The following is a 26643-nucleotide window of genomic DNA, read 5'->3' on the forward strand; positions in this document are numbered from 1 at the left end:
ATGGCTGACGAAAACAACATTGAACAGATCGCCGCAGAACAGCCGCAGGGCGGTGAAACCGAAGTCCGCGAAGGTCGTGGCCGTGGCGGCCGTGGCCGTGGCGGCGGCGATCGCGGTGACCGTGGCGGCCGTGGTGGCCGTCGCGATGATCGTCGTGGTGGCCGTGGCGGCAACGACGACGAGCAGGGCGAAGAGCTGATCGAGAAGCTCGTCCACATCAACCGCGTCTCCAAGACCGTCAAGGGCGGCAAGCGCTTCGGTTTCGCCGCGCTGGTCGTGGTGGGCGATGGCAAGGGCCGGGTCGGCTTCGGCCACTCGAAGGCTCGCGAAGTGCCGGAAGCCATCACCAAGGCGACCGCTTCGGCCAAGAAGAAGATGATCCGCGTTCCGCTCAAGGAAGGCCGCACCCTGCATCATGACGGCAAGGGCCACTTCGGCGCCGGCCAGGTCAACGTGCGGTCGGCTCCGGCCGGTACCGGTATCATCGCCGGTGGTCCGATGCGCGCCGTGTTCGAAAGCCTGGGCATCCATGATGTCGTCTCGAAGTCGGTCGGCACCTCGAACCCCTACAACATGATCCGCGCCACCTTCGACGCGCTGACCAACCAGGCATCGCCCAAGTCGGTCGCGCAGCGTCGCGGCAAGAAGGTCGCCGACCTTCTCGGCCGTGGCGGGGCCAGCGAGGTGGAGGCCGAAGCCGCCGCCGCCGCTATCGTGGAGTAAGCAGCATGGCCAAGATCAAGATCAAGCAGATCGGTTCGCCGATCCGTCGCCCGGAAAGCCAGAAGAAGATCCTCATCGGTCTCGGCTTGGGCAAGATGCATCGCGTGGTGGAGTTGGAAGACACCGCCGAAGTGCGCGGTGCCATCGCCAAGCTTCCGCACATGGTCCAGGTGGTCGACTAAGACCATCGGCACTCTGTGTCGCGACCGAAGGGCCCCGGTGGAAACGCCGGGGCCTTTTGTTTTGAACAGCCTGGAGGTCGGACGGCGGGTGAGGGCCTTCCCAGCGCACGTGCTTGTGGTATGGGCGTTCGCCGCCGAGTTCGTTCACGCCGCCTAGCTCCCCGGGGGAAAGCATTGTTCCGTAAGGCGATCGTCACTGCTGCCTTGTCCGCTGCCACGCTGGCCCTGGGAGGCTGCGGCAATTCACCCGGCGATGATGCCCGGCGTGGTGCGCGCGGGCAGGAGTGCAGCGATGGCAGCTATGTCCCCGGCTTTTACCAGAAGCAGGCTCGCGCGGACGGCACCCTGCGGCATGCGCTGCTGACCCGCGATCCCGATCCGGTTGCCGAAGCGCGCAAGGCCATGGATCGCGGCGATTTTCGCCTCGCAGGGCGGATGACCGTCGATGGCATCACGACCGAGGCATACGGCGCGCGCTGCCGGCTGATGGGCGGCCTGTCGCCCTGGACCGCGCGAGTCATCGAATTCACCCAGAACGAAGGGCAGAAGCCGGCTTCGTCCGATCTGGTCGCTTTCGCCAGCGTCTACAACGCCACGGTGATGGCAGACCGGCGCTATCCGTTCGACGATATCTGCCGCGCCTATTCCGGCAAGCCGCAAGCCGAGGACAATGCCTCACACCTGTTCGAGCCCGGCTATCGCGCTTACGGGTATCCGGGCCTGCGCGCCCCGGCCAAGCCGAGTGACATCTGGCAGGCGGCGCGGCGTGGATCGATCGCGCGGCTGCGGCTGTTGCTGCGCGCCGGGCGCGATATCAACCAGCCCGATCTGTTCGGCATGAGCCCGCTCGCCTGGGCAGTGGCCTATCGACGCTGGCCGGCAGCGGACTTCCTGCTCAATCAGGGCGCTTCCCCGGCCGGGGCGAAATGCCAGGGTCTGGTCGATCGCGATTCGCCGATGCAGATCGCCCGCACCATGCGGTGGGGGGCAATGATCTGGCGCATGCGGCCGCTCATCACCGAAGACGATTTCGCCACCCTGCGCCAGTTGCCGCGCGCGCATGACCTTGGGATCGATGCCTTCAACAAGAGCCTGACCGATCTGCGCGGCGTCTACAAGGCGCAGCTCGTCACCAAGCCTTTCGCGCGCCATGAGATGATCATCGCCGTCGATCCGGAGGGTAAGTCTCTCGACTGCCGGCTTGAGCCGGGAACCGGGTTCGACAAGTTCGACGCGGCGCTGTGCCAGCGGGGGATCGAGGTGCTGCGGTGGACACCCGCGCGCGATGCGTTTGGCATTGCGGTCCCCGCCGATGGAAAGCTGGTACTAGGTCTGGGTGATAAGCCGAGGCCGTAATGGCGATAGCGCAGCCCGGCCAAAAAGGCGCGTGACTCTTTACAAGGTTTCGCTTAAGGGGCCGCCTTTCCATCCAGCGCGACAACAGCGAAAGCGAGTGCAGACCATGAAACTGAATGATATCCGCGATAACGCCGGAGCCCGTCACCGCCGCATGCGCGTGGGCCGGGGTATCGGCTCGGGCAAGGGCAAGACCGCCGGCCGCGGCCAGAAGGGTGCCAAGGCGCGTTCGGGCGTTTCGATCGCCGGGTTCGAAGGCGGCCAGATGCCGCTGCACATGCGCCTGCCGAAGCGCGGCTTCAACAACAAGAAGTTCGCCAAGGACTACGCAGAAGTGAACCTGGGCGCGATCCAGAAGATGATCGACGCCGGCAAGCTCGACGTGTCGGGCACGGTGGATCACGCTGCGCTGAAGGCCGCCGGCCTGGCTCGTGGCGGCAAGGACGGCGTGCGCCTGCTGGGCAAGGGCGAACTGACCGCCAAGGTGGCGTTCGCGGTGACCGGCGCTTCCAAGGGTGCGATCGAAGCGGTCGAGAAGGCCGGCGGTTCGGTTGCGCTGCCGGCGGTTGAAACCGCCGAGGCCTGAGGCCCGCGCCGCACTACAGGATACCGGAGAGGGCGAGGCGCATCAGCGCTTCGCCCTCTTCTCGTTTTTGCGCGGAGTGGGCTTTGAGACATCCTACGAATGTCTATATGGCCAGTTCCGTTCCGGGGTTCGACAAGGGTGGCATCTGTCGCTAAGGCCGAATCCGAAAAGACAGTTTCGAGGCAATTCGCAAGATCATGGCTTCCCGCGCCGATAACATCGCCAGCACGCTCAGCCTGGCGAATTTCTCCAAAGCTACCGAACTGAAGAACCGGATCTGGTTCACGATCGGCGCGCTGATCGTGTTCCGCTTCCTCAGCTTCGTGCCGCTGCCGGGCGTCAACCCGCTCATCCTGCAGTCGCTTTACAGCAAGACGCAAGGCGGCATCCTCGATCTGTTCAACACGTTCTCGGGCGGCAGCCTTGAGCGTATGAGCCTCATCGCGCTCGGCGTGATGCCCTACATCACCGCCTCGATCGTCGTGCAGCTTGCGGCATCGCTGCATCCGGCGCTGATGGCGCTGAAGAAGGAAGGCGAGGCGGGGCGCAAGAAGCTCAACCAGTATACCCGTTACGGGGCCGTCTTCCTCTGTGCGCTGCAGGGCTACTTCCTGGCTGTGAGCCTGGAGGCCTACGGCGCGTCGACCGGCATGCAGGCGGTGGTTGATCCCGGTATCATGTTCCGCGTCGGCGCGGTGATCAGCCTGGTCGGCGGCACCATGTTCCTGCTGTGGCTGGGTGAACAGATCACCTCGCGCGGGATCGGCAACGGCGTTTCGCTGATCATCATGGCCGGCATCGTCGCGCAAATGCCCAAGTTCGCCAGCAACCTGGGTCAGGCCTATAGCGCCGGCGATACCGGGTCCGTGCTCATCATCACGCTGATCGTGCTGGTGGTGGCGCTGATCCTGATGATCTGCTTCATGGAACGCGCTCAGCGCCGGTTGCTGATCCAGTATCCCAAGCGCGCGACCCAGCGTGGCATGATGCAGGCCGATCGCTCGCACCTGCCGCTCAAGATGAACACCGCCGGCGTCATCCCGCCGATCTTCGCCAGCTCGCTGCTGCTGCTGCCGCTGACGATCACCCAGTTCGCCGGCAAGTCGCTTTCGCCGGAATCGACGATGGGCAAGGTCGTCGTCTCGCTCAACCAGTATCTGGGCCACGGCAAGCCGCTGTACATGCTGCTTTATGCCGCCGGCATCATCTTCTTCAGCTTCTTCTACACCGCGGTCGTCTTTAACCCGGACGAGACGGCGGAGAATCTCAAGAAGAACGGCGGCTTCATTCCCGGCATCCGTCCCGGCAAGAACACGTCCACCTATCTCGATTACGTGCTGACCCGGGTGACGGTGATCGGCGCGGCCTATCTGACGATCGTATGCTGCCTGCCGGAATACTTTCTGTCGCTGACCGGGCTGCCGCTGCTGTTCATGGGCGGCACCAGCCTGCTGATCGTGGTCAACGTGACCGTGGATACCATCACCCAGATTCAGTCGCATCTGCTGGCGCACCAGTACGGCGACCTTATCAAGAAAGCCAAACTCAAAGGGCGCATCCGCTGACAGGGGCGTGAGGCACCTTTTCGCATCGAGAGGATACAGGGCGTGAACATCATTCTTCTGGGCCCCCCGGGGGCGGGCAAGGGAACCCAGGCACAGCGTCTGGTCGAACGGCACGGCATGCGCCAGCTTTCGACCGGCGACATGCTGCGTGCCGCCGTCAAGGCCGGCACGCCGACGGGGCTGGAAGCCAAGGCCGTGATGGAACGTGGCGAGCTGGTTTCGGACGCGATCGTCTCGGCGCTGATCGGCGACGAGCTGGACGCGATGGGGGCCGATACCGGTGCCATCTTCGACGGCTATCCCCGCACCGAGGCGCAAGCCCGTTCACTGGATGAAATCCTGGCCGCGCGCGGCCGCAAGCTGGATCATGTGATCGAGCTGGGCGTAGACGAGGACGCGCTGGTGGAGCGGATCACCGGCCGCTACACATGCGCCACGTGCGGCAAGGGCTATCACGATACGTTCGAACAGCCCAAGGTTCCCGGCACCTGCGACAAGTGCGGCGGCACCGAATTCAAGCGCCGCCCTGATGATAACGCTGAAACCGTGCGCACCCGCATGGCCGAATATCGCGCCAAGACTGCCCCGATCCTGCCGTTCTACGAAGCGCAGGGGATCGTCAGCAAGGTCGATGGCATGGCCGAGATGGACGCTGTGACCGACGCGCTCGAAAGCATTCTCGCCAACTGATCGCGCGACCGCGCCCATGGAGCCCGTGCACAGATGACCAAGGAAGCATTCCCGGCCATCCGCTGGGCTCTCGCGATCGCCGGGGCAGCGGCTCTTTCCTTCACGGCGGGGCCGGCGGCAGCGAAAGTGGCGCAGGTTTCGGACAGCGGGTTCGTGATCCAGCATGCGCAAATGGTAGCCGCCAGCCCGGCCGAGGTGTGGCAGTTGCTGCTTCGCCCGGCCAAGTGGTGGGACAGTGATCACACCTGGTCCGGCGATGCCGCCAATCTCACGATCGACCCGCGCGCAGGCGGCTGTTTCTGCGAATTGCTGCCCAGCAAGGATTCCCCGCGCGCCGCACCGCGCGGCACGGTCGAACACATGCGGGTCGTCTACGTCGAGGAGCCCCGGGTGCTGCGGATGGTCGGCGCACTAGGGCCGCTTCAGGGCGATGCCGTCACCGGCACTCTTACATTCCAGCTCAAGCCGGCCGAAAAGGGCACGGCAATCATGATGGAATATGTCGTGGGCGGATTTCTGCGGGTGCCGATGGCGCAGATGTCCGGCGGTGTCGATGGCGTGCTGGCCCAGCAGCTTGCCGGTCTGGTCGCCAGGCTGGGTGGGGCGGTGGCGATCGATGCGCCGGCGAAGGGCAAGGGCAAGGCGAAGTCCGCGCCGGCTGCAGAACCCGCTGCCGAAGCGCCGGTGGGGGAGGCACCCGTGCCCGATCTGTTCGATCTTCCCGCCGAGAATGCCCCGGCTGATGCGCCCGATGGCGAGCCGACCGAGCAGCCGGTACAGGGCAATCCCAACCTGCCGTCAGGGCGCTGATCGCCGCCGAAACCGCCCTGAACAACAGCGCTTTCGAACGCCGCGCTTTCCTGTTATAGTGCTGTGACGGGCAGCGATTGCCCGTTTCCGGTTTCCGCCCTGGAAAACCATGTCGCGTCGCGTGGGCGTCGTTGACAGGGCTTGCGAATCGTTCTAAGCGCGCCCTTCACCCGATGGAACAAAGGTAAGTCCGGATTGCTGTGGCGATGTTAACGCCGGCGGCCGGGCTTTTTGCCATTTCGTTTTGTCGGGGGGCGTCCGGGACAATGGGCCAAGGCCCGCCGGGCGGTAAAGCGTTGAGATAGGGTGGCTTTCTGCCGTCCCTGTGGAGCATGGAGAATTAAGTGGCTCGTATTGCCGGGGTAAACCTCCCCACCAACAAGCGCGTGATTATCGCGCTGACCTATATTCACGGTATCGGCCGTACCAAGGCCCTCGAAATTGCAGACAAGCTGGGCATCGACCACAGCCGTCGCGTTCAGGACCTCTCGGACGCCGAAGTGCTGCAGATCCGCGAAACGATCGACGCCGATCTCGTTGTGGAAGGTGACCTGCGTCGCCAGACCGCGATGAACATCAAGCGCCTGATGGACCTCGCCTGCTACCGTGGCCTGCGTCACCGCAAGGGCCTTCCGGTTCGCGGCCAGCGCACGCACACCAATGCGCGCACCCGCAAGGGTAAGGCCAAGCCGATCGCCGGCAAGAAGAAGTAAGCCGTTCCGGGCCGCAACGCCGGCCCATCGGCTTTGACGCAAGCTATAGCGACAGGATACACAGATCATGGCACGCGAACCTCAGCGCATTAAGCGCCGCGAGCGCAAGAACATCACCAGCGGCATCGCGCATGTGAACGCCAGCTTCAACAACACCATGGTGACCATCACCGACGCCCAGGGCAATGCGATAAGCTGGTCGTCCGCGGGCATGATGGGCTTCAAGGGCAGCCGCAAGTCGACCCCGTATGCTGCGCAGGTCGCGGCTGACGATGCCGGCAAGAAGGCCGCCGAACATGGCGTCCGCACGCTGGAAGTCGAAGTCAAGGGCCCGGGTTCGGGCCGTGAGAGCGCGCTGCGCGCCCTCCAGGCGGTCGGTTTCACCATCACGTCCATCCGCGACGTGACGCCGATCCCGCACAACGGCGTTCGCCCGTCCAAGCGTCGCCGCGTCTGATCGTGCCTGCCGGACGGTGAACCGGTCACCGTCCGTTTTCGGATCGCCCTCGCGCCTTTCCACCAGGCGCCGGGGGTCACCGCCATCACTCCCAGGGGAAGTCCATGACTGTCAACATCAAGAACTGGCAGGAACTCAAGAAGCCCAACAGCCTTGAGGTCAAGCCGGGACCAGACCCCAAGCTCAAGGCGACGTTTGTCGCCGAACCTCTTGAGCGCGGCTTCGGCCTGACGCTCGGCAACGCGCTGCGTCGCGTGCTGCTGTCCTCGCTGCAGGGCGCGGCGATCACATCGATCAAGATCGAGAACGTGCTGCATGAATTCAGTTCGCTGAGCGGTGTTCGCGAAGACGTGACCGACATCGTGCTGAACGTGAAGCAGATTGCGCTGCGTATGCAGGGCGAAGGCCCCAAGCGCCTGCAACTGTCCGCGACCGGCCCGGCCGAAGTCAAGGCCGGCGATATTGCCGTCACTGGCGACATTGAGGTCATGAACAAGGGTCTGGTGATCTGCCACCTCGACGAGGGTGCGACGCTCAACATGGAGCTGACCGCCGACACCGGCAAGGGCTATGTCCCCGCCGTGTCGAACCGTCCGGTCGATGCGCCGATCGGCCTGATCCCGGTCGATTCGCTCTACTCGCCGGTGCGCCAGGTGTCGTACAAGGTTGAAAACGCCCGCGTCGGCCAGGAACTGGACTACGACAAGCTGAGCCTGACCGTCGAGACCGACGGCACGGTGACCCCGGAAGACGCGGTGGCTTATGCCGCCCGCATCCTCCAGGACCAGCTCAGCCTGTTCGTCCACTTCGAGGACATCGCTCCGGTTGGCACCTCGCCGATGCTGGGCATGGCTTCGAGCGGGTCGGCTGCGCCGGAAGAGAGCGATACCAACCAGCTCAACCGTTACCTCCTCAAGAAGGTGGACGAGCTGGAGCTGTCGGTGCGTTCGGCCAACTGCCTCAAGAACGACAACATCATCTACATCGGCGATCTGGTCCAGAAGACCGAAGCCGAGATGCTGCGCACGCCGAATTTCGGCCGCAAGTCGCTCAACGAGATCAAGGAAGTCCTCTCGTCGATGGGCCTGCGCCTCGGCATGGACATCCCGGGCTGGCCGCCCGAGAACATCGAAGAGATGGCCAAGAAGCTCGAACAGGAACTTCTGGGCTGATCGCTTGAAGTAATACTTCGTCATTCCCGCGAAGGCGGGAAGCCATCTCCCGATCCGTCCAGTGTCGGTCGATAGGAGATGGGTCCCCGCTTTCGCGGGGATGACGGGGCAATGAGATGGGCAGGTGGCCCCCGCAAGCGTCACCAGGATCGGGGTACCTCACACGGCCCCCCTACGAACGGAGAACGGAAAAATGCGTCACAAACACGGTCAACGCAAACTGCAGCGCACCTCCGGCCACCGCGCCGCCCTGCTGCGCAACATGGCTGCCGCGCTCATCAAGCACGAGCAGATCCAGACCACGACGGCCAAGGCCAAGGAATTGCGCCCCTACGTCGAAAAGCTGATCACGCTCGCCAAGCATGGTGGCCTGTCGAACCGTCGTCTGGCCCATGCGCGCCTGATGGACGAGACCCAGGAAGCCAAGCTGTTCGGCGTTCTGGCTGATCGCTATGCCGGTCGCAACGGTGGCTACACCCGTATCATCAAGGCCGGCATCCGCGCTTCGGACGCCGCGCCGATCGCGATCATCGAACTGGTTGACCGCGATGTCGATGCCAAGGGCCAGGATTCGGGTCCGGTGAACAACGAAGCCGAAGACTACGCCGAGGCCTGAGCCCGGCCGCCCGGAGACGGGTTGCAAGACATGCGGCCGCGCCGGGAAGAACCCGGCGCGGCCGTTGTCGTTTCGAGCGGGTTGCGCCACTATAGCGGGCTGCGACGGATTCGCGCCTCCCTGAAGCCGACAGCGGTGCAGGGGTAAACGCAAAGAAAAGCAACGGGAGTTGGTGATGGTTCGCCTGCGGGCGGTGCTGGGGCTCTTGCTCGCCACGCTGGCGGGGCCCATCTCTGGCGGCACGATGACAGACATACGCTATCCCGAAACCCGCCGCGACGATGTGGTTGAAACCCGCTTCGGCGAAACCATCGCCGACCCCTATCGCTGGCTGGAAGCCGACGTGCGCGAGGCACCGCCGGTGGCCGATTGGGTAGCTCGTGAGAATGCTGTCACGCGGACCTATCTCGATGCGCTGCCGCAGCGGGCGCACTTCCTGGAACGCATTCGCACGCTGACCAATTACGAACGCTTCGGGCTGCCCGAGAAGGCCGGCGCGCGCTATTTCTACATGCGCAATTCGGGGCTGCAGAATCAGGCACAACTGTTTGTGCGTGATGGACTGGCTGGCGTGCCGCGCCTGCTGCTCGATCCCAATGCCTGGGCCGCTGACGGGGCGACCGCGCTCGATGCCTGGAAACCGTCGCTCAACGGCCAGTATCTGCTCTACAGCGTGCAGGACGGCGGCACCGACTGGCGCGTGCTGCATGTGCTGGACGTGCGCACCGGCAAGCCGCTGGCCGACGAAGTGCGCTGGGCGAAATATACCGGGCTGGCGTGGGTGGGTGAGGAAGGCTTCCTCTATTCCCGCTTCCCCGAGCCCGCACCCGGTACGGCCTTCCAGGGGGCGACGTTCGATCAGGCGATCTACTTTCACCGGCTCGGCACGCCGCAGGCCGAGGACGAGCTGGTCTATTCCACCCCCGAGCATCCCGGTTACGGCCATACCGCCCGGGTCACGCAGGACGGCAGGCTGGCGATCATCACAACCACCGTCAGCACTGACGCCCGCTACGAAGTGCGCGCAATCGATCTGAAGGCGCGCGCCAAGCTGGGCTGGAAGACGGTGCCGCTGGTCAGCGGGTTTACCGATGACTGGCGTCTGGTCGAAGGCGTTGGCAAGCGGCTGTGGTACGTGACCAACTGGAACGCCCCGCGCTTCCGGCTTGTCAGCATCGACCTTGGCCAGCGCAATCCGCAATGGACGCAGATCGTGCCTGAAGGCGCGGCGATCCTGGAACGGGCGGGCATCGTAGGCAACGCGGTGATCCTCAATTACCTGCGCGATGCCGCCAGCCATGCCGAAGTGGTAAGCCTCGACGGCCGGCCGGCGCGGGCGATCACGCTGGGCGGGTTCGGCACCGCATCGGGATTTCGCGGCCGCCCGGGCGATCCGGAGACGTTCTACAGCTTCACCAGCTTCGCCTGCCCCTCGGCAATCTACCGGATGGACATGGAGACCGGCCAGACCGCGCCGTTCGCCGAGCCGGGCGTCTGCTTTGATCCGCAGGACTATCTGGTCGAGCAACGCTTCTACGCTTCGAAGGACGGGACGCGGGTGCCGATGTTCATCGTCCGGCGCAAGGACCTTGCCCGCGCCGGCAAGCCGCTGCCGACGCTGCTCTATGGCTATGGCGGGTTCGATGTGGCGCTGACGCCGGGGTTCTCTGCCATCCGTATGGCTTGGCTCGAAGCGGGCGGGGCCTTTGCGATGGCAAACCTGCGCGGCGGCGGCGAATATGGCCGCGAATGGCACGAGGCGGGCACCGGTGCCAACAAGCAGAACGTCTTCGACGATTTCATCGCCGCCGCCGAATACCTTATCCGCGAAGGCATCGCGAAGAAGGATGGCCTGGCCATCCAGGGCGGCTCCAACGGCGGATTGCTGGTCGGCGCGGTGGTCAACCAGCGGCCGGACCTGTTCGCCGCCGCCGTCCCGCAGGTGGGGGTGATGGACATGCTGCGCTTCGATCAGTTCACCGCCGGGCGATACTGGGTCGATGATTACGGCCATCCCGATCGCGAGGCCGATTTCAAAGTCTTGCGCGCCTATTCGCCTTATCACAACATCGCATCCGGCAGAGACTATCCGCCCATTCTGGTGACCACCGCCGATACGGATGATCGCGTGGTTCCCGGCCATTCGTTCAAGTACGCGGCAGCGCTTCAGCATGCCAGCATCGGCAACCGGCCGCACCTGATCCGTATCGAAACCCGCGCCGGGCACGGGTCCGGCAAGCCGACCGACAAGGCGATCGAGGAGGGGGCCGATATCCTTGCCTTCCTGGCGCAGTGGACCGGGCTTTCGGTTGACGCGGCCGATGCAGCCAGGCGCTGACACGGCACGGTTCATCGCCACGAAAGCATGAGGGGCCTACTTCGATAACCATAAGCGGCGCGCATTATCGCGCGTCCGATCCGGGATCATTGAACATGACCATGCTGCGTTCGCGCCTTGCCGTTGCCCTGACGGCGACCGCCGCTTTCGCGATGACCGCCACGCCCGCGCTCGCGCGCGGCCATGGGGGCTGGCACGGCGGCTATGGCCACCGTCACCATGGCGGCGGGATCGACGGCGGCGATCTGCTGGCCGGTCTGCTGATTGTCGGCGGTGTGGCGGCCATCGCCACTGCGGCCAGCAACTCGGCCCGCGACCGCGACCGCGACCGCGACCGCAACGACGCGCGCGACCGGGACGGCGGACGCTACGAGGATGATAGTGCCGGTTCCGATCGCGGGCGCGACGACGCTCCGGTCGGCGCACGGGATCAGGCTTCCGGGCATTTCGACGATGCCGTCGGCGTCTGCGCCGACGAGATCGAGAAGGGCGATTGGCAGGTGGATACGGTCGATACCGTTACCCGCAGCGCGGATCGCTACAGCGTGAGCGGCCGGTTGACGGATGGCCGCGGCTTTGCCTGCTCGATCGATGACAGCGGGCAGGTGCGCAGCGTCGCCGTTGATGGCCATGGGGTCATCTGAAGGTCATAATCACCGCCTACCCCAGCACGGCGAACCCCGATCGCCGTCCGGACCCAGTGTTCGGGCGGCGATTGCGTTTGGTGCTTGTCTTGCCCCGCCCATGCGCTACTCCCGCAAAAGTTGAATCATAATTCATATCGGAGCAGGCCATGCCCATTCATCCGCTTTCGCGTCTTGCCGGCATGCCCGCGCGCAGCGGCAGGCCCTATCGGGCGCTGGCTTTGGCAACCCTGCTGGCGGCAACCTCCGCGCCGGCACTGGCACAGGAGCAGGCCGTGGCGCAGGAGCAGTATGACCTTGCCGCCCAGGCGGGAAAGCTCGCGCGGATCGCGATGCCGGTCGATGCCAAGTTCCTGACGGCGGAGGAGCGCGATGTCGTCAACCTGCTGATCCAGGCGTCCGATCTGATGAGCCAGATCTATTTGCGCCAGCGTTCGGTCGATAATCCGCAAGTGCGCAAGGCAGTGTCGATGAACCGGCGGGCGGACCGCGATCTGCTGGTCGCCATGTTCGATCGCAATTTCGGTCCCTGGGACGAGCTGGCCGATCTCCACCCGTTCTGGGGCACCGCGCCAATGCCCGAAGGTGCGGGCTTTTACCCCAAAGACCTGACCCGCGAGGCGTTCGAGGCCTATCTCGCCGCTCACCCGGAACAGAAGGACGCGCTGACCAGCCCCTATACCGTGGTGCGCCGCGAAGGGGACAAGCTGGCCGCCGTGCCCTATTCGCGCGAGTATCGGGAATGGCTCGAACCGGCGGCAAAATTGCTGCAACAGGCGGCGGCGCGCACTTCCAATCCGTCCTTGCGCAAGTTCCTGCTGCTGCGCGCCAACGCCTTTCTGACCGATAACTACTTTGCCAGCGAACTGGCGTGGATGGATATCGAAGGAACCCCGATCGAGCCTGCGATCGGTGCCTACGAGGTCTATACCGACCGGCTGATGGGTGTGAAGACGTCGTTCGAAAGCTTCGTGACGCTCAAGGACCCGGAGGAAAGCGCAGCGCTGGCCAAATACAAGGCCTACTTGCGCGACATGGAGGGGAACCTGCCGATCGAGGATCGCTACAAGAACTTCCAGCGCGGCTTCGCCAGCCCGATCGCGGTGGCCGATCAGGTCCACGGTGGCGGCGACAATGTGCCTGGCGTCCAGACCATCGCCTTCAACCTGCCGAACGACGAGCGGGTGCGCGAGGCGAAGGGCGCGAAGAAGGTGATCCTTGCCAATGTGTTGGGGGCCAAGTTCGAACGCATCCTCCAGCCCATGGCCGCGCATGTGCTGCCCGCCGATCAGGCGGCGCTGGTGGACAAGAAGTATATGCAGCTTGAAACGCTGTTCCACGAACTGTCGCACAGCCTGGGGCCGGGGACGATCGTGGTGAACGGTCAAACCACCACGGTCGACAAGGCGCTCAAGGAGCAGAACTCGGCGCTGGAAGAGGCGAAGGCCGATGTCGCCGGAGTGTGGAACCTCCTGCTGATGATGCAGAAGGGTGAACTGCCTGTTGCCGAGAAACCGCAGCTTTTCGCCACATACTTCACCGGCATATTCCGCGCCGTCCGGTTCGGCGCAGTCGAGGCGCACGGCAAGGGCGCGGCGCTGCAACACGCTTACCTGCGCGATCAGGGTGCGTTCGCCTGGGATCCGGCGGCTAAGCGCTACCGGGTGGATAACGACAAGATGGAAGCCGGGCTCAAGGCACTGCTGCACGACATGTTGATGCTGCAGGCCAATGGCGATTACGCCGGCACCAAGGCGTTTCTCGACAAGTGGGGCAAGCTGGATGCCGAGGCTGACGCCGCGATCGCATCAATGGCGGACATCCCGGTCGATATCTTGCCGGTCTATCCCGACAAAGTGTGAACAGGGGCTACCTGATCAGGCCGAGATAGAGCGTTACGGTCAACAACGAGACGATGGTCGATACCAGCACCACCCGCGCGGTGAGCGCGGCCTCGCGGTTGTAGAATTCGGCCAGCATGAACGGACCGGTGCCGGTGGGCAGGGCGGCGATCAGTACGGCGCAGTGGGCGGTGAGCGGTTCGAGCCTCAGCACCCAGACCGCGAGGATATAGGTCAGCACCGGTTGCACCAGCAGCTTGGCGGCGATGAACACCGCTGCCGTGGCGTTCTGGCCGCGCGGGGCCCGGCCGTGGTCGGCGGCGAGGAACAGGCCAAGCGCGACGAGCGCACAGGGCGATGCCGCGCCGCCCAGCAGCTTGAGGTACTGGGCAGCGACATCGGGCAAGGCCACCCCGGTGATCGGGAAGAACGCGCCCAGTGCCGGCGCGACGACGATGGGATTGCGCATCAGCTTGACCACGACCTTGCCGACCAGCGCCGCACCGCGACTGCCGTCCTGCAAACCGGTCTCCAGCACGGCGATGCCCACCGCGAACAGCAGACAGATCGTCACGATCGAGGCGATCAGGGTAAGCGCCAGCCCCTGATGCCCGAACACCGCCAGGGCCAGCGGAAAGCCCATGTATCCGGTATTGGCGTAGCCGGTGGCCAGCCCGTCGATGGCGCTGTCGGCCAGCGGGCGGCCGCTCAGCCGGCGCAGCGCCACGGTTACGCCGAACACCAGGAGCGCCGGGATACCGAAGGCGAGGATGAAGCCGGGCTGCCAGATCTCTTCGGGCTTCGCGGTCGCGGTCACGTCGAACAGCAGCGCAGGCAGGCCGAGGTAGACGACGAAGCGGTTCAGTTCACTCGTTGCCGCCGCGCCCAGCATATTGAGACGCCGCGCCAGCCAGCCTGAAAAGATGAGGGCAAAGACCGGCAGGACGGTCAGGAGCGGAAGCAGCACGCGGAACCCTGGGTTGGCGGGAGACTGCCGCTCCTAAGCATGTTTCGAGGGCGGAGGAAACGATTTGGCGTCAGTGCGCGAGGCTGATGGACGCGGTCCCCTTGGCGCGCACCGGCAGATAGAACCCTTCACCGGTGGCGCGGATGCGGCCGGTCTGCGTGTCGGTGACTTCCGCGCGGATCACCAGATCGCCTTCGCGGCGCACATCGATGGCGCGGGCGATCTTGCCCAGCAGCTTGTCGAAGTCCTTCTGGAAGTTCTGGCCCAGCGCCTGTTCGAGGGTGGAGGAGAGTGCAGGGGCGTTGACCAGCGCCAAGGCCAGATCGCCGGCCACGGCATTGGTGTCGCCGCTGACCTGCAGTTCGCGGAATGCGACTTTTCGCGAGTTTGGCGCATTGACCGGCCGCGCGGTCAGCCAGATGCGACCGCGCGTATCGGCCAGCGCGCCGTCGGGGTCGTTAGCGGTGAAATCAAGCCCGACGGCAATACGCCCGCCGGTGGTGCCGTATATCGTGGCTGAGCGGAACTGGGCCATGACCGGCCCGTATCCCGGCACGTCGAACGGCCGCTTCGACCGCTTGTGCAGCGCCTTCATCAGGACGGGCTCCAGTTCGCGGTAATCGGCGATGACCGGGATATAGAAGGACAGATCGCCGACCTCGCCGGAAAGCGGCGCGCGCGGGGGCAGGGGGACCGGGGCGGGTTCGGCCGGTCGCGTTCCCACCTTGGTGCGGGTGATTGCCTTGAGGCCAAGGCGCAGCAGAAGGCTGTGGCCGCGCACCGAATAGCCGCCGTACTGCAGTTCGACCGGCCTTACCTGCATCCACACTGGTGGGTTCCGTTCGTTGAGTTCCAGCGTCGTGAAGCCCGATTTCCACGCCTGTGCCACCGTTTCACGCACCCGCAGCGCTTCGAGTTGCGCGGGGAGCGTGCGTTCGAGCCGCGCGATCACGGGCCCGAGTTTCGCATCCGCTTTCTCGGTCAGATCGATCCGCTGGCCCAGGAAATCGAGATGTGGTGCGTTGGTCCAGTCATAGGAGATGTCGATCTTGCCGGTCAGGTTCCAGTCTTTGGCGAGATCGAGCCGGACCCGGGCGTGCGCCATCGCATCGGCGGTGGCGGTCTCCCGCCGCAGCACGCCGCCGATGTCTTCCGCGCGCAGGACGGCGTGGAGCGGCATGGCGATCAGGATATCCTGCCCGTTGCCTTCGAGCCGCAGCGGTCCGCGCGATACGCTGCCGACGATCCGGCACTTCAGCGTCGGCGTCTTTACCCGGGCGATGCCGAGATCGATCTTCTTGCTCGCGACACAAACCTGATCCGGCTTGTCGATCGTCCACAAGGTGCGCGGAATTTCGCGCTCCAACCGCGTCACAAGGCTGCCGAGATCGGCGCGCACCGGCACCGTGACCAGTGAGGGGACATCGTCCACCTTGATCCGGTCGGTCGCACGGGGCGGGGCACCTTCGGCGGCCTTGCGATGGCATCCGCCAAAGGTCAGGACCAGCGCGGCAACGCCTGCCATGGCAGCCCGCGCAATGAGGCCTGCCGATCCCGATTTTCGATGCGCCCACATGGACGACAAAAATCGTCAATCGGCCAACGGTTCCGTGGCCGCGATCAGGCGCAGCCTTGGCTGAGGGCGATCAGATGTGGATCGGCTTGCCGGTAACCGCCATCGCCGCTTCCTTGATCGCTTCCGAATGGGTCGGGTGGGCGTGGCAAGTGTAGGCGATGTCTTCGCTGGTTGCGCCGAACTCCATCGCCTGCGCGGCCTGGGCGATCATCGTGCCGGCGACACTGGCGATGCACCACACGCCCAGCACGCGATCGGTTTGCGCATCGGCGATCACTTTCACGAAACCGTCAGGCTCGTGATTGGTCTTGGCGCGGCTGTTGGCGAGCATCGGGAACTTGCCGACCTTGATCGCGCCGCGTTCCTTGGCCGCTTCTTCGGTCAGGCCGACACCGGCAATCTCGGGCTGGGTGTAGACCACGCCGGGGATGACATCGTGGTTCACGATGCCGGTCAGCCCGGCGATGTTCTCGGCCACGGCGATGCCCTCATCCTCGGCCTTGTGCGCCAGCATCGGGCCGGGGATCACGTCGCCGATCGCCCAAACGCCCGCAACCTTGGTCGCGAAATCGTGGTCGGTCTCGATCTGGCCGCGCTGGTTGAGTTCGAGACCGATCTTGTCCAGCCCGAGGCCTTCGGTGTTCGGGCGGCGGCCGATGGCGACCAGCACCACATCGGCCTCAAGCACTTCGGAGTCCCCGCCCTTGGCAGGTTCGACCGATACCTTCGCCGTCTTGCCCTTGACCTCGACGCCGGTGACCTTGGTCGACAGCTTGAGCGCCATCCCCTGCTTCTTGAAGATCTTCGCCGCTTCCTTGCGCACGTCCATGTCCATGCCGGGCAGGAGCTGATCGAGGAATTCGACGACGATGACTTCGGCACCCAGACGCCGCCACACCGAGCCCAGTTCCAGCCCGATCACGCCGCCGCCGATGACGACCATCTTCTTCGGGACCGCAGCCAGTTCCAGCGCGCCGGTGCTGTCCACCACCACGCCGCCGGCATTGTCGATCGTCACGCCCGGTAGCGGCGTGACCGAGGAGCCGGTGGCGATGACGATGTTTTTCGCCGTCACCGTCTTGCCGCCCACATCAACGCTGTGCGCGTCCTTGAAGGCGGCATAGCCCTTGAGCCAATCGACCTTGTTCTTCTTGAACAGGAACTCGATCCCGCCGGTCAGGCCCTTCACCGCATCCTTGCGCTGGCCCTGCATGACATCAAGGTTGAGCTTGGGCGTCACCTCGATACCCATGGCGGCCATCGCCCCGCCCTTGGCGGCGTCGAAGTATTCCGAAGCGTGGAGCAGAGCCTTCGAGGGGATGCAACCGACGTTGAGGCAGGTACCGCCCAGCGTCTCGCGCCCTTCGGCGCAGGCGGTCTTCAGGCCAAGCTGCGCCGCACGGATCGCGGCGACATAGCCGCCCGGGCCCGCGCCGATGACGAGCACGTCGTAATCGTAAGTCTGGTCAGCCATGGCTCTCTTCCGTGTCCAGCAGTATCAGTTGATCATCGCCAGCGCGGCGAGACCTCGGTTCGCGCCTTCGGACAGGAACGAGCGCAGGCGATCGATATCGTCGATGATGAAGTCGATCGCGCCTTCGCCTTCCTCGGCCAGGGTCGCAGCGGTGTAGACGTTATCTTTGACCATCGCGTTGGCGTCATAGCGTTCGCGCAGATCGTCATCGTCAAGCTGCGACAGCGCCGCATCGGCCAGCGCGATCGCTTCCGCCGGGATCAGCCAGGCCGGGCCGAACCCCTGATCCCTGCCGATCTTCTCGAACTTGCCGACGATGATCGACAGCGGGCCGTCGGCCGCGCCGGCAGAGCCGGTCAGCAGGTGGTGGATCGCCTGCCACTGGGTGTCGAGGTCGAAGGGGATCGCCGGATTGTGCACGTCGGCGGGGGCGTCCAGCAGGTCGGGATCGACATCCATCCCGCTGATGAACGCGCCGATGTCTTCCGGGTTCGCGCGGAGCCGCGCGACGGTTCCGGCATCAGCCTGCCGCGCGGTCCAGATCATGTCCTTTGCCATCTCGTCCCGTTCTCGATCAGAGGTCGATCAGCAGGCGCGTCGGGTCCTCGATCGCTTCCTTGATGGTCTTGAGCGCGGTCACGGCTTCGCGGCCGTCGATGATGCGGTGGTCATAGGACAGCGCGATGTACATCATCGGCCGGATCACGATCTGCCCGTCGCGGACCACCGCCCGGTCCTCGATCCGGTGCAGGCCGAGCACGGCCGACTGCGGCGGGTTGATGATCGGGGTGGACATCAATCCGCCGAAAACGCCGCCGTTGGAGATGGTGAAGGTGCCGCCGGCCATGTCGGCCATGGTCAGCGTGCCTTCCTTCGCCTTCTTGCCGAAATCGGCAATGGCGCTTTCGATCCCGGCGAACGAAAGCTTGTCACAGTCCTTGACCACCGGCACGACAAGGCCGTTCGGCGCGGAGACGGCGATCGAGATATCGACGTAATCGTGATAGACGATCTCGTCCCCGTCGATCTGGGCGTTGACCGCCGGGATGTCCTTGAGGGCCAGCACCGAAGCCTTGGCGAAGAAGCTCATGAAGCCGAGCTTGATGCCGTGCTTCTTCTGGAACACGTCCTTGTAGCGATCGCGCGCGGCGATCACGGCGGACATGTCGACATCGTTGAACGTGGTCAGCAGCGCGGCATCGTCCTGCGCGCTCTTGAGCCGCTTGGCGATGGTCTGGCGCAGGCGGGTCATCTTCACCCGCTCTTCGTTGCGGGCGGCGGCCGGTGCAGGGGGGGCGGCGCTGGCGGCAGGCGCGGGGCTGGACGCCTTGGCCTGCGCGGCGGCCACCACGTCATCGCGGGTGATGCGACCGTCCTTGCCGGTGCCCTTGATGGTGGCAGGATCGATCCCGTATTCGAGCACCGCGCGGCGCACCGCCGGCGACAGCACCGAGGCCGCACCCGAAGCGTCGTCAGCGGCAGGTGCCGGGGCCGGGGCCGGTGAGGGCGTAGCGGCCGGGGCCGCAGCCGCAGGCGCAGGCGCTGCCGCAGGCTTCGCCGCAGCGGTGCCCGATCCCTCCTCGATCGTCGCGATCAGCGCGCCCACCGTCACGGTGTCGCCTTCCTTGGCGAGTTGCTGGGCCAGCACGCCGGCATGCGGGGCCATCACATCGATGGCGACCTTGTCGGTTTCGAGGCTGGCGATGGGCTCGTCAGCGGCAACGGCTTCGCCCGGCTGCTTGAGCCATTGGCCGATGGTGGCTTCGGCGACGGATTCGCCCAGGACGGGCACCTTGACTTCGGTGGTCATGTCTTATCTCAAGCCTTCTGCTTGCGACGGAGTTCGGAACGGACGGAAAGACCCAGAGCATCGGCCACCAGCGCGGCCTGCTCTGCGGCATGGCGCTTGGCAAGACCCGTCGCGGGCGAGGCTGAGGCGTTGCGCCCGGCATAGCGCGGGCGCGGCGATTTGATACCGGCCTTCTTGGCGGCAGCCTCAATCAGCGGATCGACGAAGAACCACGATCCGTTGTTCTGCGGCTCTTCCTGGCACCACACGATCTCTTCGAGACCGGTCATGCGCGAAAGCCGCGTCGTCAGCGGTTCGCCGGGGAACGGATAGAGCTGTTCAATCCGGATGATCTGGGTATCGGTGATCCCGGCACTGTCGCGCGCCTCCAGGAGGTCGTAGTAGACCTTGCCCGAACACAGGATCACCCGCCGGGTCTGCGCATCTGCCGCCGGATTGTGGTCCGACAGAATGCGGAAGAAGTGCCCGTCGCCGATGAATTCCGAAGCGGCCGACTTGGCCATCGGATGGCGCAGCAGCGACTTGGGGGTCATGATGACAAGCGGCTTGCGGAACGGGCGGTGCATCTGCCGGCGCAGCAGGTGGAAATAGTTGGCCGGGCTGGTGATGTTGCAGACCTGGATATTGTCCTGCGCGCACAGTTGCAGATAGCGCTCCAGGCGGGCCGAAGAGTGTTCCGGGCCCTGGCCCTCGTAGCCGTGTGGCAGCAGCAGAACCAGGCCGTTTGCCCGCAGCCACTTCGCTTCCGATGCGGCGATGTACTGATCGATGATGATCTGCGCGCCGTTGGCGAAATCGCCGAACTGCGCCTCCCACAGCACCAGCGTCTTGGGATCGGCGCTGGCATAGCCGTATTCGAAGCCGAGCACGCCGTATTCCGACAGGGTGGAATTCAGCACTTCGAAGTTGCCGTGCGGGACGGTGGTGAGCGGGGTGTACTTGCGCTCGGTATTCTGATCGACCCAGACCGCGTGACGCTGGCTGAACGTGCCGCGTTCGCAATCCTGGCCTGACAGGCGCACGGCATAGCCTTCGGAACACAGCGAGCCGAACGCCAGCGCTTCGGCGGTCGCCCAGTCAAACCCTTCGCCGGTCTTGAACATCTCGCGCTTGGCGTCGATGATCCGGGCGAGCGTCTTGTGGACGGTCAGGTCTTCCGGAACCGTCGTGAGCGTGCGGCCGAGGCTGTCGAACAGCTTGGCCTCGATCCCGGTCTGCACGTTGCGCCGCGCGGTTTCCGGATCGACCGGCTTGTTGAACCCGCTCCAGCGACCGGCGAACCAGTCGGCGTGGTTGGACTTGTAAGTCTTTGCCGCTTCGAATTCGGTTTCCAGCAGCGCGTTGAAATCTGCCTCGGCCTGCGCAAGGAAAGTGTCATCGATGACGCCTTCCTGCTTCAGCTTGTCGGCATAGATGCGGCTGACCGGCGGATGCTTGCGGATCTGGGCATACATCAGCGGCTGCGTGAACGAAGGCTCATCGCCCTCGTTGTGCCCGAACCGGCGATAGCACCACATGTCGATCACGACATCGCGGCCAAAGGTTTGGCGGTAGTCGATCGCCAGCTTGCAGGCAAACGTCACCGCCGCCGGATCATCGCCGTTGACGTGCAGGATCGGTGCCTGGACACCCTTGGCGACATCGGTTGGATAGGGCGAATTGCGCGCGAACTGCGGGCTGGTGGTGAAGCCGATCTGATTGTTGATGACGAAGTGGATACAGCCGCCGGTGTTGTAGCCTTTGACCCCGGACAGGCCGAAGCATTCCCACACCACGCCCTGGCCGGCAAAGGCGGCATCGCCGTGGATCAGCACGGGCAGCACCTGGCGATGCCGCGCGCCGGGACCGATATCGTCGCCGATATCGTCATGGAACACCTGATAGGCGCGCACCTTGCCCAGCACGATGGGGTCGACCGTTTCGAGGTGCGAAGGGTTGGGCATCAGGCTCATGTGGACCTTGATGCCGTCGAACTCGCGGTCGGCCGAGGTGCCGAGGTGGTACTTGACGTCGCCCGATCCGCCGACATCCTCGGGGTTGGCGGTACCGCCCGAGAATTCGTGGAAGATCACGCGGTAAGGCTTGGACAAGACGTTGGCGAGGACGTTGAGGCGGCCGCGGTGGGCCATGCCGTAGACGATCTCCTTGACGCCGAGCTGGCCGCCGTACTTGATGACAGCCTCCAGCGCCGGGATCATCGATTCCCCGCCATCCAGCCCGAAGCGCTTGGTGCCGACGTACTTCTTGCCGAGGAACTTCTCGTACTGCTCGCCGCGCACCACGGCCTGCAGGATCGCCCGCTTGCCGTTGACGGTGAACTCGATCTCCTTGTCCGCGCCTTCCATGCGATCCTGCAGGAAGCGGCGCTCCTCGACATCGGCGATGTGCATGTATTCGAGGCCGACCTTGCCGCAATAGTTGGCGCGCAGGATCTGCACGACTTCGCGCACGGTCGACCATCGCAGGCCCAGCACCCCGCCCACATAGACTGGCTTGTCGAGATCGGCACCGGTGATGCCATGGTATTCGGGCGTCAAGTCCGCCGGAAGCTTGGAATGGGTGAGGCCGAGCGGATCGAGGTTGGCTCCCAAATGACCGCGCACCCGGAATGTCCGTATCAGCATCAGCGCACGCATCGAATGCATGACGATTTCTTCGGTCGCCGCCCCGTCCACCTTGCTGCCGCCCTTGGCGGCCGCCTTCTCGATCGCCACGCGCAGCGCCGACGGATCGAGGGCCTGGGTCAGGTCGTCCTCGAATTCGGCCCCGACCGACGGCCAGTTGCGGCGCTGCCAGCTCGGACCGGGCTGCGGACCGTCAAGGTCTTGAGCCGCAGGCGTGAAATCGAGGTTTTCGTTGCCCATGGGACACCTTTTCTGACCGGGACGTCATGTCCCGGCGCTACCAAGCGAACTCGTCTTGCGGGCCTTGGTCGCTTCCCGGGGAGGGAGAAGTGCAGGTCCGCCTGCGGATGAGGCCGTTTTCAGCCCCGGCGGGGCCTACGGCCTTCTGGTTAAGTTTTCCGCGCCCCGGTGGGTGCGATAAACCGCAAGGGGCGCGGAAATATTCAGGGGATCAGGCAAATTCCTTCAGCGCCTGGACCAGCGTTTCACCCAGCAGCGACGGGCTGGGCGAGACGAGGATGCCGGCGCTTTCCATTGCCGCGATCTTGTCTTCCGCGCCGCCCTGGCCGCCCGAGACGATCGCGCCGGCATGGCCCATGCGGCGGCCCGGAGGAGCCGTGCGACCGGCGATGAAGCCGGCCATCGGCTTCTTGCGGCCGCGCTTGGCTTCGTCCTTGAGGAACTGCGCCGCTTCTTCTTCGGCCGAACCGCCGATTTCGCCGATCATGATGATCGACTTGGTCTCGTCGTCGGCCAGGAACAGTTCCAGCACGTCGATGAAGTTGGTGCCGTTGACCGGGTCGCCGCCGATGCCGACAGCCGTGGTCTGGCCAAGGCCGGCGTTGGTGGTCTGGAACACCGCTTCATAGGTCAGCGTGCCCGAACGGGAAACGACGCCCACCGAACCCTTCGAGAAGATGCTGCCGGGCATGATGCCGATCTTGCATTCGTTGGGGGTCAGGACGCCGGGGCAGTTCGGGCCGATCAGGCGCGACTTCGAACCGGTCAGCGCGCGCTTCACCGGGATCATGTCGAGCACGGGGATGCCTTCTGTGATGCAGATGATCAGTTCCATCTCGGCATCGATCGCTTCGAGGATCGCATCGGCCGCACCGGCGGGCGGCACGTAGACGCACGAAGCGGTCGCACCGGTCGCGGCCTTGGCTTCATGCACGGTGTCGAACTGGGGCAGGTCAAGGAAGGTGGTGCCGCCCTTGCCGGGGGTCACGCCGCCAACCATCTGCGTGCCATAGTCGAGCGCGGCCTGGGTGTGGAACGCACCGGTCTTGCCGGTCATGCCCTGGGTGATGACCTTGGTGTTCTTGTTTACGAGGATGGACATAGGGATTTCCTGTTCCTGATCGGGGAAACAGCCACTGATGGCTGGGGAGGTGCCAAGTCGGGTAGAGACCCGCGCGGCACCGGCCTGTCCGTCAGGCCCGAACCGCGCGGGGGAATCAGAATGTTCAGTTCAGCGAGCCGTCGATCGCCTTGCAGGCGACCAGCAGTTCCTTGACCGCATCGACGGAGACCTGGAAGTTCTGCTTCGCTTCATCGTCGAGCGCGATTTCGATGACTTCTTCGGCGCCGTTCGCACCGATCACCACCGGCACGCCGACATAGAGGCCGTCGAGGCCGTACTTGCCATCAACGTGGACGGCGCAGGGCAGGATGCGCTTCTGGTCGCCCAGATAGGCTTCGGCCATCGCAATGGCGCTGGTGGCCGGGGCGTAGAACGCCGAACCGGTCTTGAGCAGGCCGACGATCTCGCCGCCGCCCGAACGGGTGCGCTGGACGATCGCGTCGATCGCTTCCTTCGACGAACGGCCCATCTTGACGAGATCGTCTACCGGGATGCCCGAAACGGTGGTGTAGCTGGTGACCGGCACCATGGTGTCGCCGTGGCCACCCAGCACGAACGCGTTCACGTCCTTGACCGAAACGCCGAATTCCCAGGCGAGGAAGGTGGCGAAGCGGGCCGAATCGAGCACGCCGGCCATGCCGACGACCTTGTTGTGCGGCAGGCCCGAGAACTCGCGCAGCGCCCACACCATCGCGTCGAGCGGGTTAGTGATGCAGATGACGAATGCGTCGGGCGCGTTGGCGGCGATGCCTTCGCCGACCGACTTCATGACCTTGAGGTTGATGCCGAGCAGATCGTCACGGCTCATGCCCGGCTTGCGGGCGACGCCAGCGGTGACGATGATGACGTCCGCGCCGGCGATATCGGCATAGTCGTTCGTGCCGGTAACCTTGGCGTCGAAACCTTCGACCGGGCCGCACTGCGACAGGTCGAGCGCCTTGCCCTGGGGCAGGCCTTCGGCAACGTCGAACAGGACGATATCGCCCAGTTCCTTCTTGGCGGCGAGGTGCGCCAGCGTACCGCCGATGTTGCCAGCGCCGATAAGCGCAATCTTCTTGCGAGCCATTGTGTCTGCGTGTCCTTCCCAGCGGCGGGATTTCACCGGGCCCAAGGCGGCCTGCTTCATCCCGCAAAAGGCAGGCGCCGAAATGTGCAGGGGCCGGTTACGCCCGTCCCGCACACTTTGCAACCGCGAAAGCACCGGATCGGGACGGGCCCTCACTTTTATTTATGATAATAGTTCGCAATTGCATTAATGACTTGGCGAGTGCGCGCAGGGGTGCGGGGCACCGACTTGAAACTATTGCATCTGATCGCCATCGCGAACCCGCGAAGCGAATTAAGCAGTCAAAGGCGGCTGAAACCGCCGTGGACCGCCACGCGACCTTTGGTCGCGCGCGATGACGAAGCGGCGGGATGGAAAGCGGGCGGCGCTTAGCCGTGGCCGGCGGGGCCGCGTCCGGTCAGGATCACCAGCTTGGCCGCCATCCGGCGATCGAGGTGGCGGCAGATTTCCAGCCAGTGGCGGTACTCGGCATCGTCCAGCATCACATGCGCGGCGAGTGCTGCGTCGCGGGCGCGGGAGGCGGCGGACAGGCCGTGGCGGGAAAAATGGCGCAAGGCGCGGGCCAGGCTGCGCTCGTCCGCGAAGCCACGGGCGCGCGTGGCCAGGGTGCCGGCTTCGGCCTGGTTGTCATTGATCGCGCTGAGGGGAGCCGAAGGGCATAGGGCGTGCCGGACGGCGGGACTGTAAGTGCCCCGGGCGGCGGCAAAGCGGATCGTCATCGGGTCGCTGTTCCTGTGCGGTTTGCTCTTGGAGACCGTTTAGAGCACGAGGCGCTAAGCCTTGATGAGGGGCTATGGTTGCCGCTTTGTTATTTTATCGCTCAGTCGGCTTGCTGGGTAAGCCAGCGCCCGGAGTTTGCATACTCCGCTTTTATTCCCTGCGTTTCCGGCAGGTTGCGCGCCTGATATAAAGTGTCTCCGCCGCGTGCCTTGACGTCCTCGGAATAGCGCGGCTGTGCAAAAGCTGCAGGCGGCGGCGTTGCGGCCCCAGTGCGCGTGCCTTGGTCGGCTGCCGCGAAGGCGCGTTCGATCGCCACCGGATCGAGCGTTGTGGGTAGCGGCGTTTCCACCGTCGCGCGCGGGTGCGGGGCGGGCAGCGGCTCGCCGCCGAAATAGGCGAACCGGAACGTCCCCGGCCGTCCGGCCGCGCCCTGGAAGGCATAGAACCGATGCGCGCCGATAGTGCCGAGATAGTCGAGGCTGGCGGCCCAGTACGGGTGGACCTGCACCGTGTGATAATGCGTTGCCAGGCCCACCGGAGCATAGACGTAACCCGCCAGCGCCGCCCGGGCGACCGCGCGGGCGCGGTCCCAGAACAGCGCCACCGGCCCGCGTGCCAGCGATCCGTCGCAGGTGAAGGAGAACTGGCATCCGGTCGATCGTTCCGAGCCCTGGTAGACCACCCCGCACACCGTGTTGGGATAGGCGGGGTGCGCCACCCGGTTCAGCACCACCTGCGCCACCGCGCGCTGGCCCGAATCGGGCTCGCTCGCCGCTTCGTAGTAGATCGCGGCGGTCAGGCACTGTTCGGCGCGGGTGCGATCGACGCCGCTGTTGTCGATGCGCATGGCGCGGGCGACCGGGATGCCGGCGGGATCGTTCGGGGCGTCCTCGGCGTCCGAATGGATGCCTTCGCCGATCTGCGGCACGGGTGGATCGAGTTGCAGATAATAGAAAGCCGAACCGGGAAAGCTGGCCCCGGCCTGTTCGAACGGCATCGGCTCCACAGTGGCATCGGTGGCCACGGCGTTGCCGATCGAGAACCGGTCCCAGGTGCCCTGCGCCGCGAATGCCGGCAGTGCCACTACGGCCAACGCGGTGACGCCGAGCGACCAGCGCTTGTCGAGCAGCGAACCGCTGCGGCCCGTCATCCCGCCCTTGCGCGTGAACACGGCAGCGAAATCGCCGGGGCGCTCCGCTTCGGGTTCGAACGCGTCTGGGCGGGACGGGGAAGCGGTCACGCAGGTCCTTCGATGGCGCGCGGTGATGCGCGTTGTGCTTGCTGCGACACGGCATTTACCCTGCTTTTGCCCGCCGTGCATGGCCGCTGGCGGTGCCGTCCCGTTGCGGT

General features: G+C 65.1%; 24 protein-coding genes. 14 read left to right on the plus strand and 10 right to left on the minus strand.

The features are described from left to right. From rpsE to IE122_RS13060, 14 genes are all read left to right on the plus strand, one after another. Positions 1 to 723, plus strand: a complete 723-nt coding sequence (gene rpsE, locus IE122_RS12995) for a 30S ribosomal protein S5 (RefSeq protein WP_189621608.1) — start codon at positions 1 to 3, stop codon at positions 721 to 723. A gap of 5 nt (positions 724 to 728) precedes the next feature. After that, positions 729 to 905, plus strand: a complete 177-nt coding sequence (rpmD, locus tag IE122_RS13000) for a 50S ribosomal protein L30 (RefSeq protein WP_189621609.1) — start codon at positions 729 to 731, stop codon at positions 903 to 905. A 174-nt stretch (positions 906 to 1079) separates the two neighbouring features. Next, on the plus strand, positions 1080 to 2261 hold the full coding sequence (locus IE122_RS13005; protein WP_189621610.1) for an ankyrin repeat domain-containing protein: 1182 nt from the start codon (positions 1080 to 1082) through the stop codon (positions 2259 to 2261). A gap of 106 nt (positions 2262 to 2367) precedes the next feature. After that, positions 2368 to 2847, plus strand: a complete 480-nt coding sequence (rplO, locus tag IE122_RS13010) for a 50S ribosomal protein L15 (protein ID WP_189621611.1) — start codon at positions 2368 to 2370, stop codon at positions 2845 to 2847. Positions 2848 to 3044: 197 nt separating this feature from the next. Beyond that, positions 3045 to 4412, plus strand: coding sequence for a preprotein translocase subunit SecY (gene secY / locus IE122_RS13015; protein WP_189621612.1), 1368 nt, complete (start codon positions 3045 to 3047; stop codon positions 4410 to 4412). 42 nt (positions 4413 to 4454) lie between these two features. Continuing rightward, positions 4455 to 5102 carry an adenylate kinase gene (locus IE122_RS13020; protein WP_189621613.1) on the plus strand — a complete coding sequence of 216 codons (648 nt, stop codon included), beginning with the start codon at positions 4455 to 4457 and terminating at the stop codon, positions 5100 to 5102. 33 nt (positions 5103 to 5135) lie between these two features. Next, positions 5136 to 5912, plus strand: a complete 777-nt coding sequence (locus tag IE122_RS13025) for an SRPBCC family protein (protein ID WP_189621614.1) — start codon at positions 5136 to 5138, stop codon at positions 5910 to 5912. A 344-nt stretch (positions 5913 to 6256) separates the two neighbouring features. Then, a complete protein-coding gene (rpsM, locus tag IE122_RS13030; protein WP_189621615.1) occupies positions 6257 to 6625 on the plus strand; it encodes a 30S ribosomal protein S13 in 369 nt (122 codons plus the stop codon). 67 nt (positions 6626 to 6692) lie between these two features. Next, positions 6693 to 7082, plus strand: a complete 390-nt coding sequence (rpsK, locus tag IE122_RS13035) for a 30S ribosomal protein S11 (protein WP_007011846.1) — start codon at positions 6693 to 6695, stop codon at positions 7080 to 7082. A 104-nt stretch (positions 7083 to 7186) separates the two neighbouring features. Next, positions 7187 to 8254 carry a DNA-directed RNA polymerase subunit alpha gene (locus IE122_RS13040; protein ID WP_189621616.1) on the plus strand — a complete coding sequence of 356 codons (1068 nt, stop codon included), beginning with the start codon at positions 7187 to 7189 and terminating at the stop codon, positions 8252 to 8254. A 193-nt stretch (positions 8255 to 8447) separates the two neighbouring features. Then, the gene (gene rplQ / locus IE122_RS13045) at positions 8448 to 8870 is read left to right on the plus strand and encodes a 50S ribosomal protein L17 (protein WP_189621617.1); all 423 of its coding nucleotides are present in this window, start codon (positions 8448 to 8450) and stop codon (positions 8868 to 8870) included. A gap of 175 nt (positions 8871 to 9045) precedes the next feature. Next, complete coding sequence (locus IE122_RS13050; protein WP_229814121.1) at positions 9046 to 11208, plus strand: prolyl oligopeptidase family serine peptidase; 2163 nt, start codon at positions 9046 to 9048, stop codon at positions 11206 to 11208. 95 nt (positions 11209 to 11303) lie between these two features. Then, a complete protein-coding gene (locus tag IE122_RS13055; protein WP_229814123.1) occupies positions 11304 to 11852 on the plus strand; it encodes a hypothetical protein in 549 nt (182 codons plus the stop codon). Positions 11853 to 12001: 149 nt separating this feature from the next. Then, positions 12002 to 13714, plus strand: a complete 1713-nt coding sequence (locus IE122_RS13060) for a DUF8614 domain-containing protein (RefSeq protein WP_229814124.1) — start codon at positions 12002 to 12004, stop codon at positions 13712 to 13714. A 7-nt stretch (positions 13715 to 13721) separates the two neighbouring features. On the opposite strand, the gene IE122_RS13065 is transcribed toward IE122_RS13060, so the two are convergent. The 10 genes from IE122_RS13065 to IE122_RS13110 form a co-directional block, all read right to left on the minus strand. Further along, the gene (locus IE122_RS13065) at positions 13722 to 14660 is read right to left on the minus strand and encodes an AEC family transporter (protein ID WP_189621618.1); all 939 of its coding nucleotides are present in this window, start codon (positions 14658 to 14660) and stop codon (positions 13722 to 13724) included. A 70-nt stretch (positions 14661 to 14730) separates the two neighbouring features. Then, positions 14731 to 16185, minus strand: a complete 1455-nt coding sequence (locus IE122_RS13070; protein WP_189621619.1) for a DUF4403 family protein — start codon at positions 16183 to 16185, stop codon at positions 14731 to 14733. A gap of 121 nt (positions 16186 to 16306) precedes the next feature. Continuing rightward, on the minus strand, positions 16307 to 17710 hold the full coding sequence (gene lpdA / locus IE122_RS13075) for a dihydrolipoyl dehydrogenase (protein WP_189621620.1): 1404 nt from the start codon (positions 17708 to 17710) through the stop codon (positions 16307 to 16309). A 24-nt stretch (positions 17711 to 17734) separates the two neighbouring features. Beyond that, positions 17735 to 18256, minus strand: a complete 522-nt coding sequence (locus IE122_RS13080; RefSeq protein ID WP_189621621.1) for a DUF1877 family protein — start codon at positions 18254 to 18256, stop codon at positions 17735 to 17737. Positions 18257 to 18284: 28 nt separating this feature from the next. Beyond that, positions 18285 to 19520, minus strand: a complete 1236-nt coding sequence (odhB, locus tag IE122_RS13085) for a 2-oxoglutarate dehydrogenase complex dihydrolipoyllysine-residue succinyltransferase (protein WP_189621622.1) — start codon at positions 19518 to 19520, stop codon at positions 18285 to 18287. A gap of 8 nt (positions 19521 to 19528) precedes the next feature. Next, the gene (locus IE122_RS13090) at positions 19529 to 22384 is read right to left on the minus strand and encodes a 2-oxoglutarate dehydrogenase E1 component (protein WP_189621623.1); all 2856 of its coding nucleotides are present in this window, start codon (positions 22382 to 22384) and stop codon (positions 19529 to 19531) included. Positions 22385 to 22595: 211 nt separating this feature from the next. Then, the gene (gene sucD, locus IE122_RS13095; RefSeq protein WP_189621624.1) at positions 22596 to 23486 is read right to left on the minus strand and encodes a succinate--CoA ligase subunit alpha; all 891 of its coding nucleotides are present in this window, start codon (positions 23484 to 23486) and stop codon (positions 22596 to 22598) included. A gap of 124 nt (positions 23487 to 23610) precedes the next feature. Then, positions 23611 to 24573, minus strand: coding sequence for a malate dehydrogenase (gene mdh, locus IE122_RS13100; RefSeq protein ID WP_189621625.1), 963 nt, complete (start codon positions 24571 to 24573; stop codon positions 23611 to 23613). 368 nt (positions 24574 to 24941) lie between these two features. Next, complete coding sequence (locus tag IE122_RS13105) at positions 24942 to 25292, minus strand: hypothetical protein (RefSeq protein ID WP_189621626.1); 351 nt, start codon at positions 25290 to 25292, stop codon at positions 24942 to 24944. Between the two features lie 101 nt (positions 25293 to 25393). Next, positions 25394 to 26533 (minus strand): cell wall hydrolase, encoded by a 1140-nt coding sequence (locus IE122_RS13110; RefSeq protein ID WP_229814126.1) that lies wholly within the window; start codon positions 26531 to 26533, stop codon positions 25394 to 25396. Between the last annotated feature and the right edge of the window lie 110 nt (positions 26534 to 26643).

Source organism: Novosphingobium colocasiae (assembly GCF_014652555.1).
Taxonomy (GTDB): Bacteria; Pseudomonadota; Alphaproteobacteria; order Sphingomonadales; family Sphingomonadaceae; genus Novosphingobium; species Novosphingobium colocasiae.

Excerpts from the sequence above, each read along its gene's own strand:
- rpsE (WP_189621608.1), top strand. The coding sequence starts at position 1 with ATGGCTGACGAAAACAACATTGAACAGATCGCCGCAGAACAGCCGCAG.
- rpmD (WP_189621609.1), top strand. The coding sequence starts at position 729 with ATGGCCAAGATCAAGATCAAGCAGATCGGTTCGCCGATCCGTCGCCCG.
- rplO (WP_189621611.1), top strand. The coding sequence starts at position 2,368 with ATGAAACTGAATGATATCCGCGATAACGCCGGAGCCCGTCACCGCCGC.
- secY (WP_189621612.1), top strand. The coding sequence starts at position 3,045 with ATGGCTTCCCGCGCCGATAACATCGCCAGCACGCTCAGCCTGGCGAAT.
- IE122_RS13025 (WP_189621614.1), top strand. The coding sequence starts at position 5,136 with ATGACCAAGGAAGCATTCCCGGCCATCCGCTGGGCTCTCGCGATCGCC.
- rpsK (WP_007011846.1), top strand. The coding sequence starts at position 6,693 with ATGGCACGCGAACCTCAGCGCATTAAGCGCCGCGAGCGCAAGAACATC.
- IE122_RS13040 (WP_189621616.1), top strand. The coding sequence starts at position 7,187 with ATGACTGTCAACATCAAGAACTGGCAGGAACTCAAGAAGCCCAACAGC.
- rplQ (WP_189621617.1), top strand. The coding sequence starts at position 8,448 with ATGCGTCACAAACACGGTCAACGCAAACTGCAGCGCACCTCCGGCCAC.
- IE122_RS13050 (WP_229814121.1), top strand. The coding sequence starts at position 9,046 with ATGGTTCGCCTGCGGGCGGTGCTGGGGCTCTTGCTCGCCACGCTGGCG.
- IE122_RS13055 (WP_229814123.1), top strand. The coding sequence starts at position 11,304 with ATGACCATGCTGCGTTCGCGCCTTGCCGTTGCCCTGACGGCGACCGCC.
- IE122_RS13060 (WP_229814124.1), top strand. The coding sequence starts at position 12,002 with ATGCCCATTCATCCGCTTTCGCGTCTTGCCGGCATGCCCGCGCGCAGC.
- IE122_RS13070 (WP_189621619.1), bottom strand. The coding sequence starts at position 16,185 with ATGGCAGGCGTTGCCGCGCTGGTCCTGACCTTTGGCGGATGCCATCGC.
- lpdA (WP_189621620.1), bottom strand. The coding sequence starts at position 17,710 with ATGGCTGACCAGACTTACGATTACGACGTGCTCGTCATCGGCGCGGGC.
- IE122_RS13080 (WP_189621621.1), bottom strand. The coding sequence starts at position 18,256 with ATGATCTGGACCGCGCGGCAGGCTGATGCCGGAACCGTCGCGCGGCTC.
- odhB (WP_189621622.1), bottom strand. The coding sequence starts at position 19,520 with ATGACCACCGAAGTCAAGGTGCCCGTCCTGGGCGAATCCGTCGCCGAA.
- IE122_RS13090 (WP_189621623.1), bottom strand. The coding sequence starts at position 22,384 with ATGGGCAACGAAAACCTCGATTTCACGCCTGCGGCTCAAGACCTTGAC.
- sucD (WP_189621624.1), bottom strand. The coding sequence starts at position 23,486 with ATGTCCATCCTCGTAAACAAGAACACCAAGGTCATCACCCAGGGCATG.
- mdh (WP_189621625.1), bottom strand. The coding sequence starts at position 24,573 with ATGGCTCGCAAGAAGATTGCGCTTATCGGCGCTGGCAACATCGGCGGT.
- IE122_RS13105 (WP_189621626.1), bottom strand. The coding sequence starts at position 25,292 with ATGACGATCCGCTTTGCCGCCGCCCGGGGCACTTACAGTCCCGCCGTC.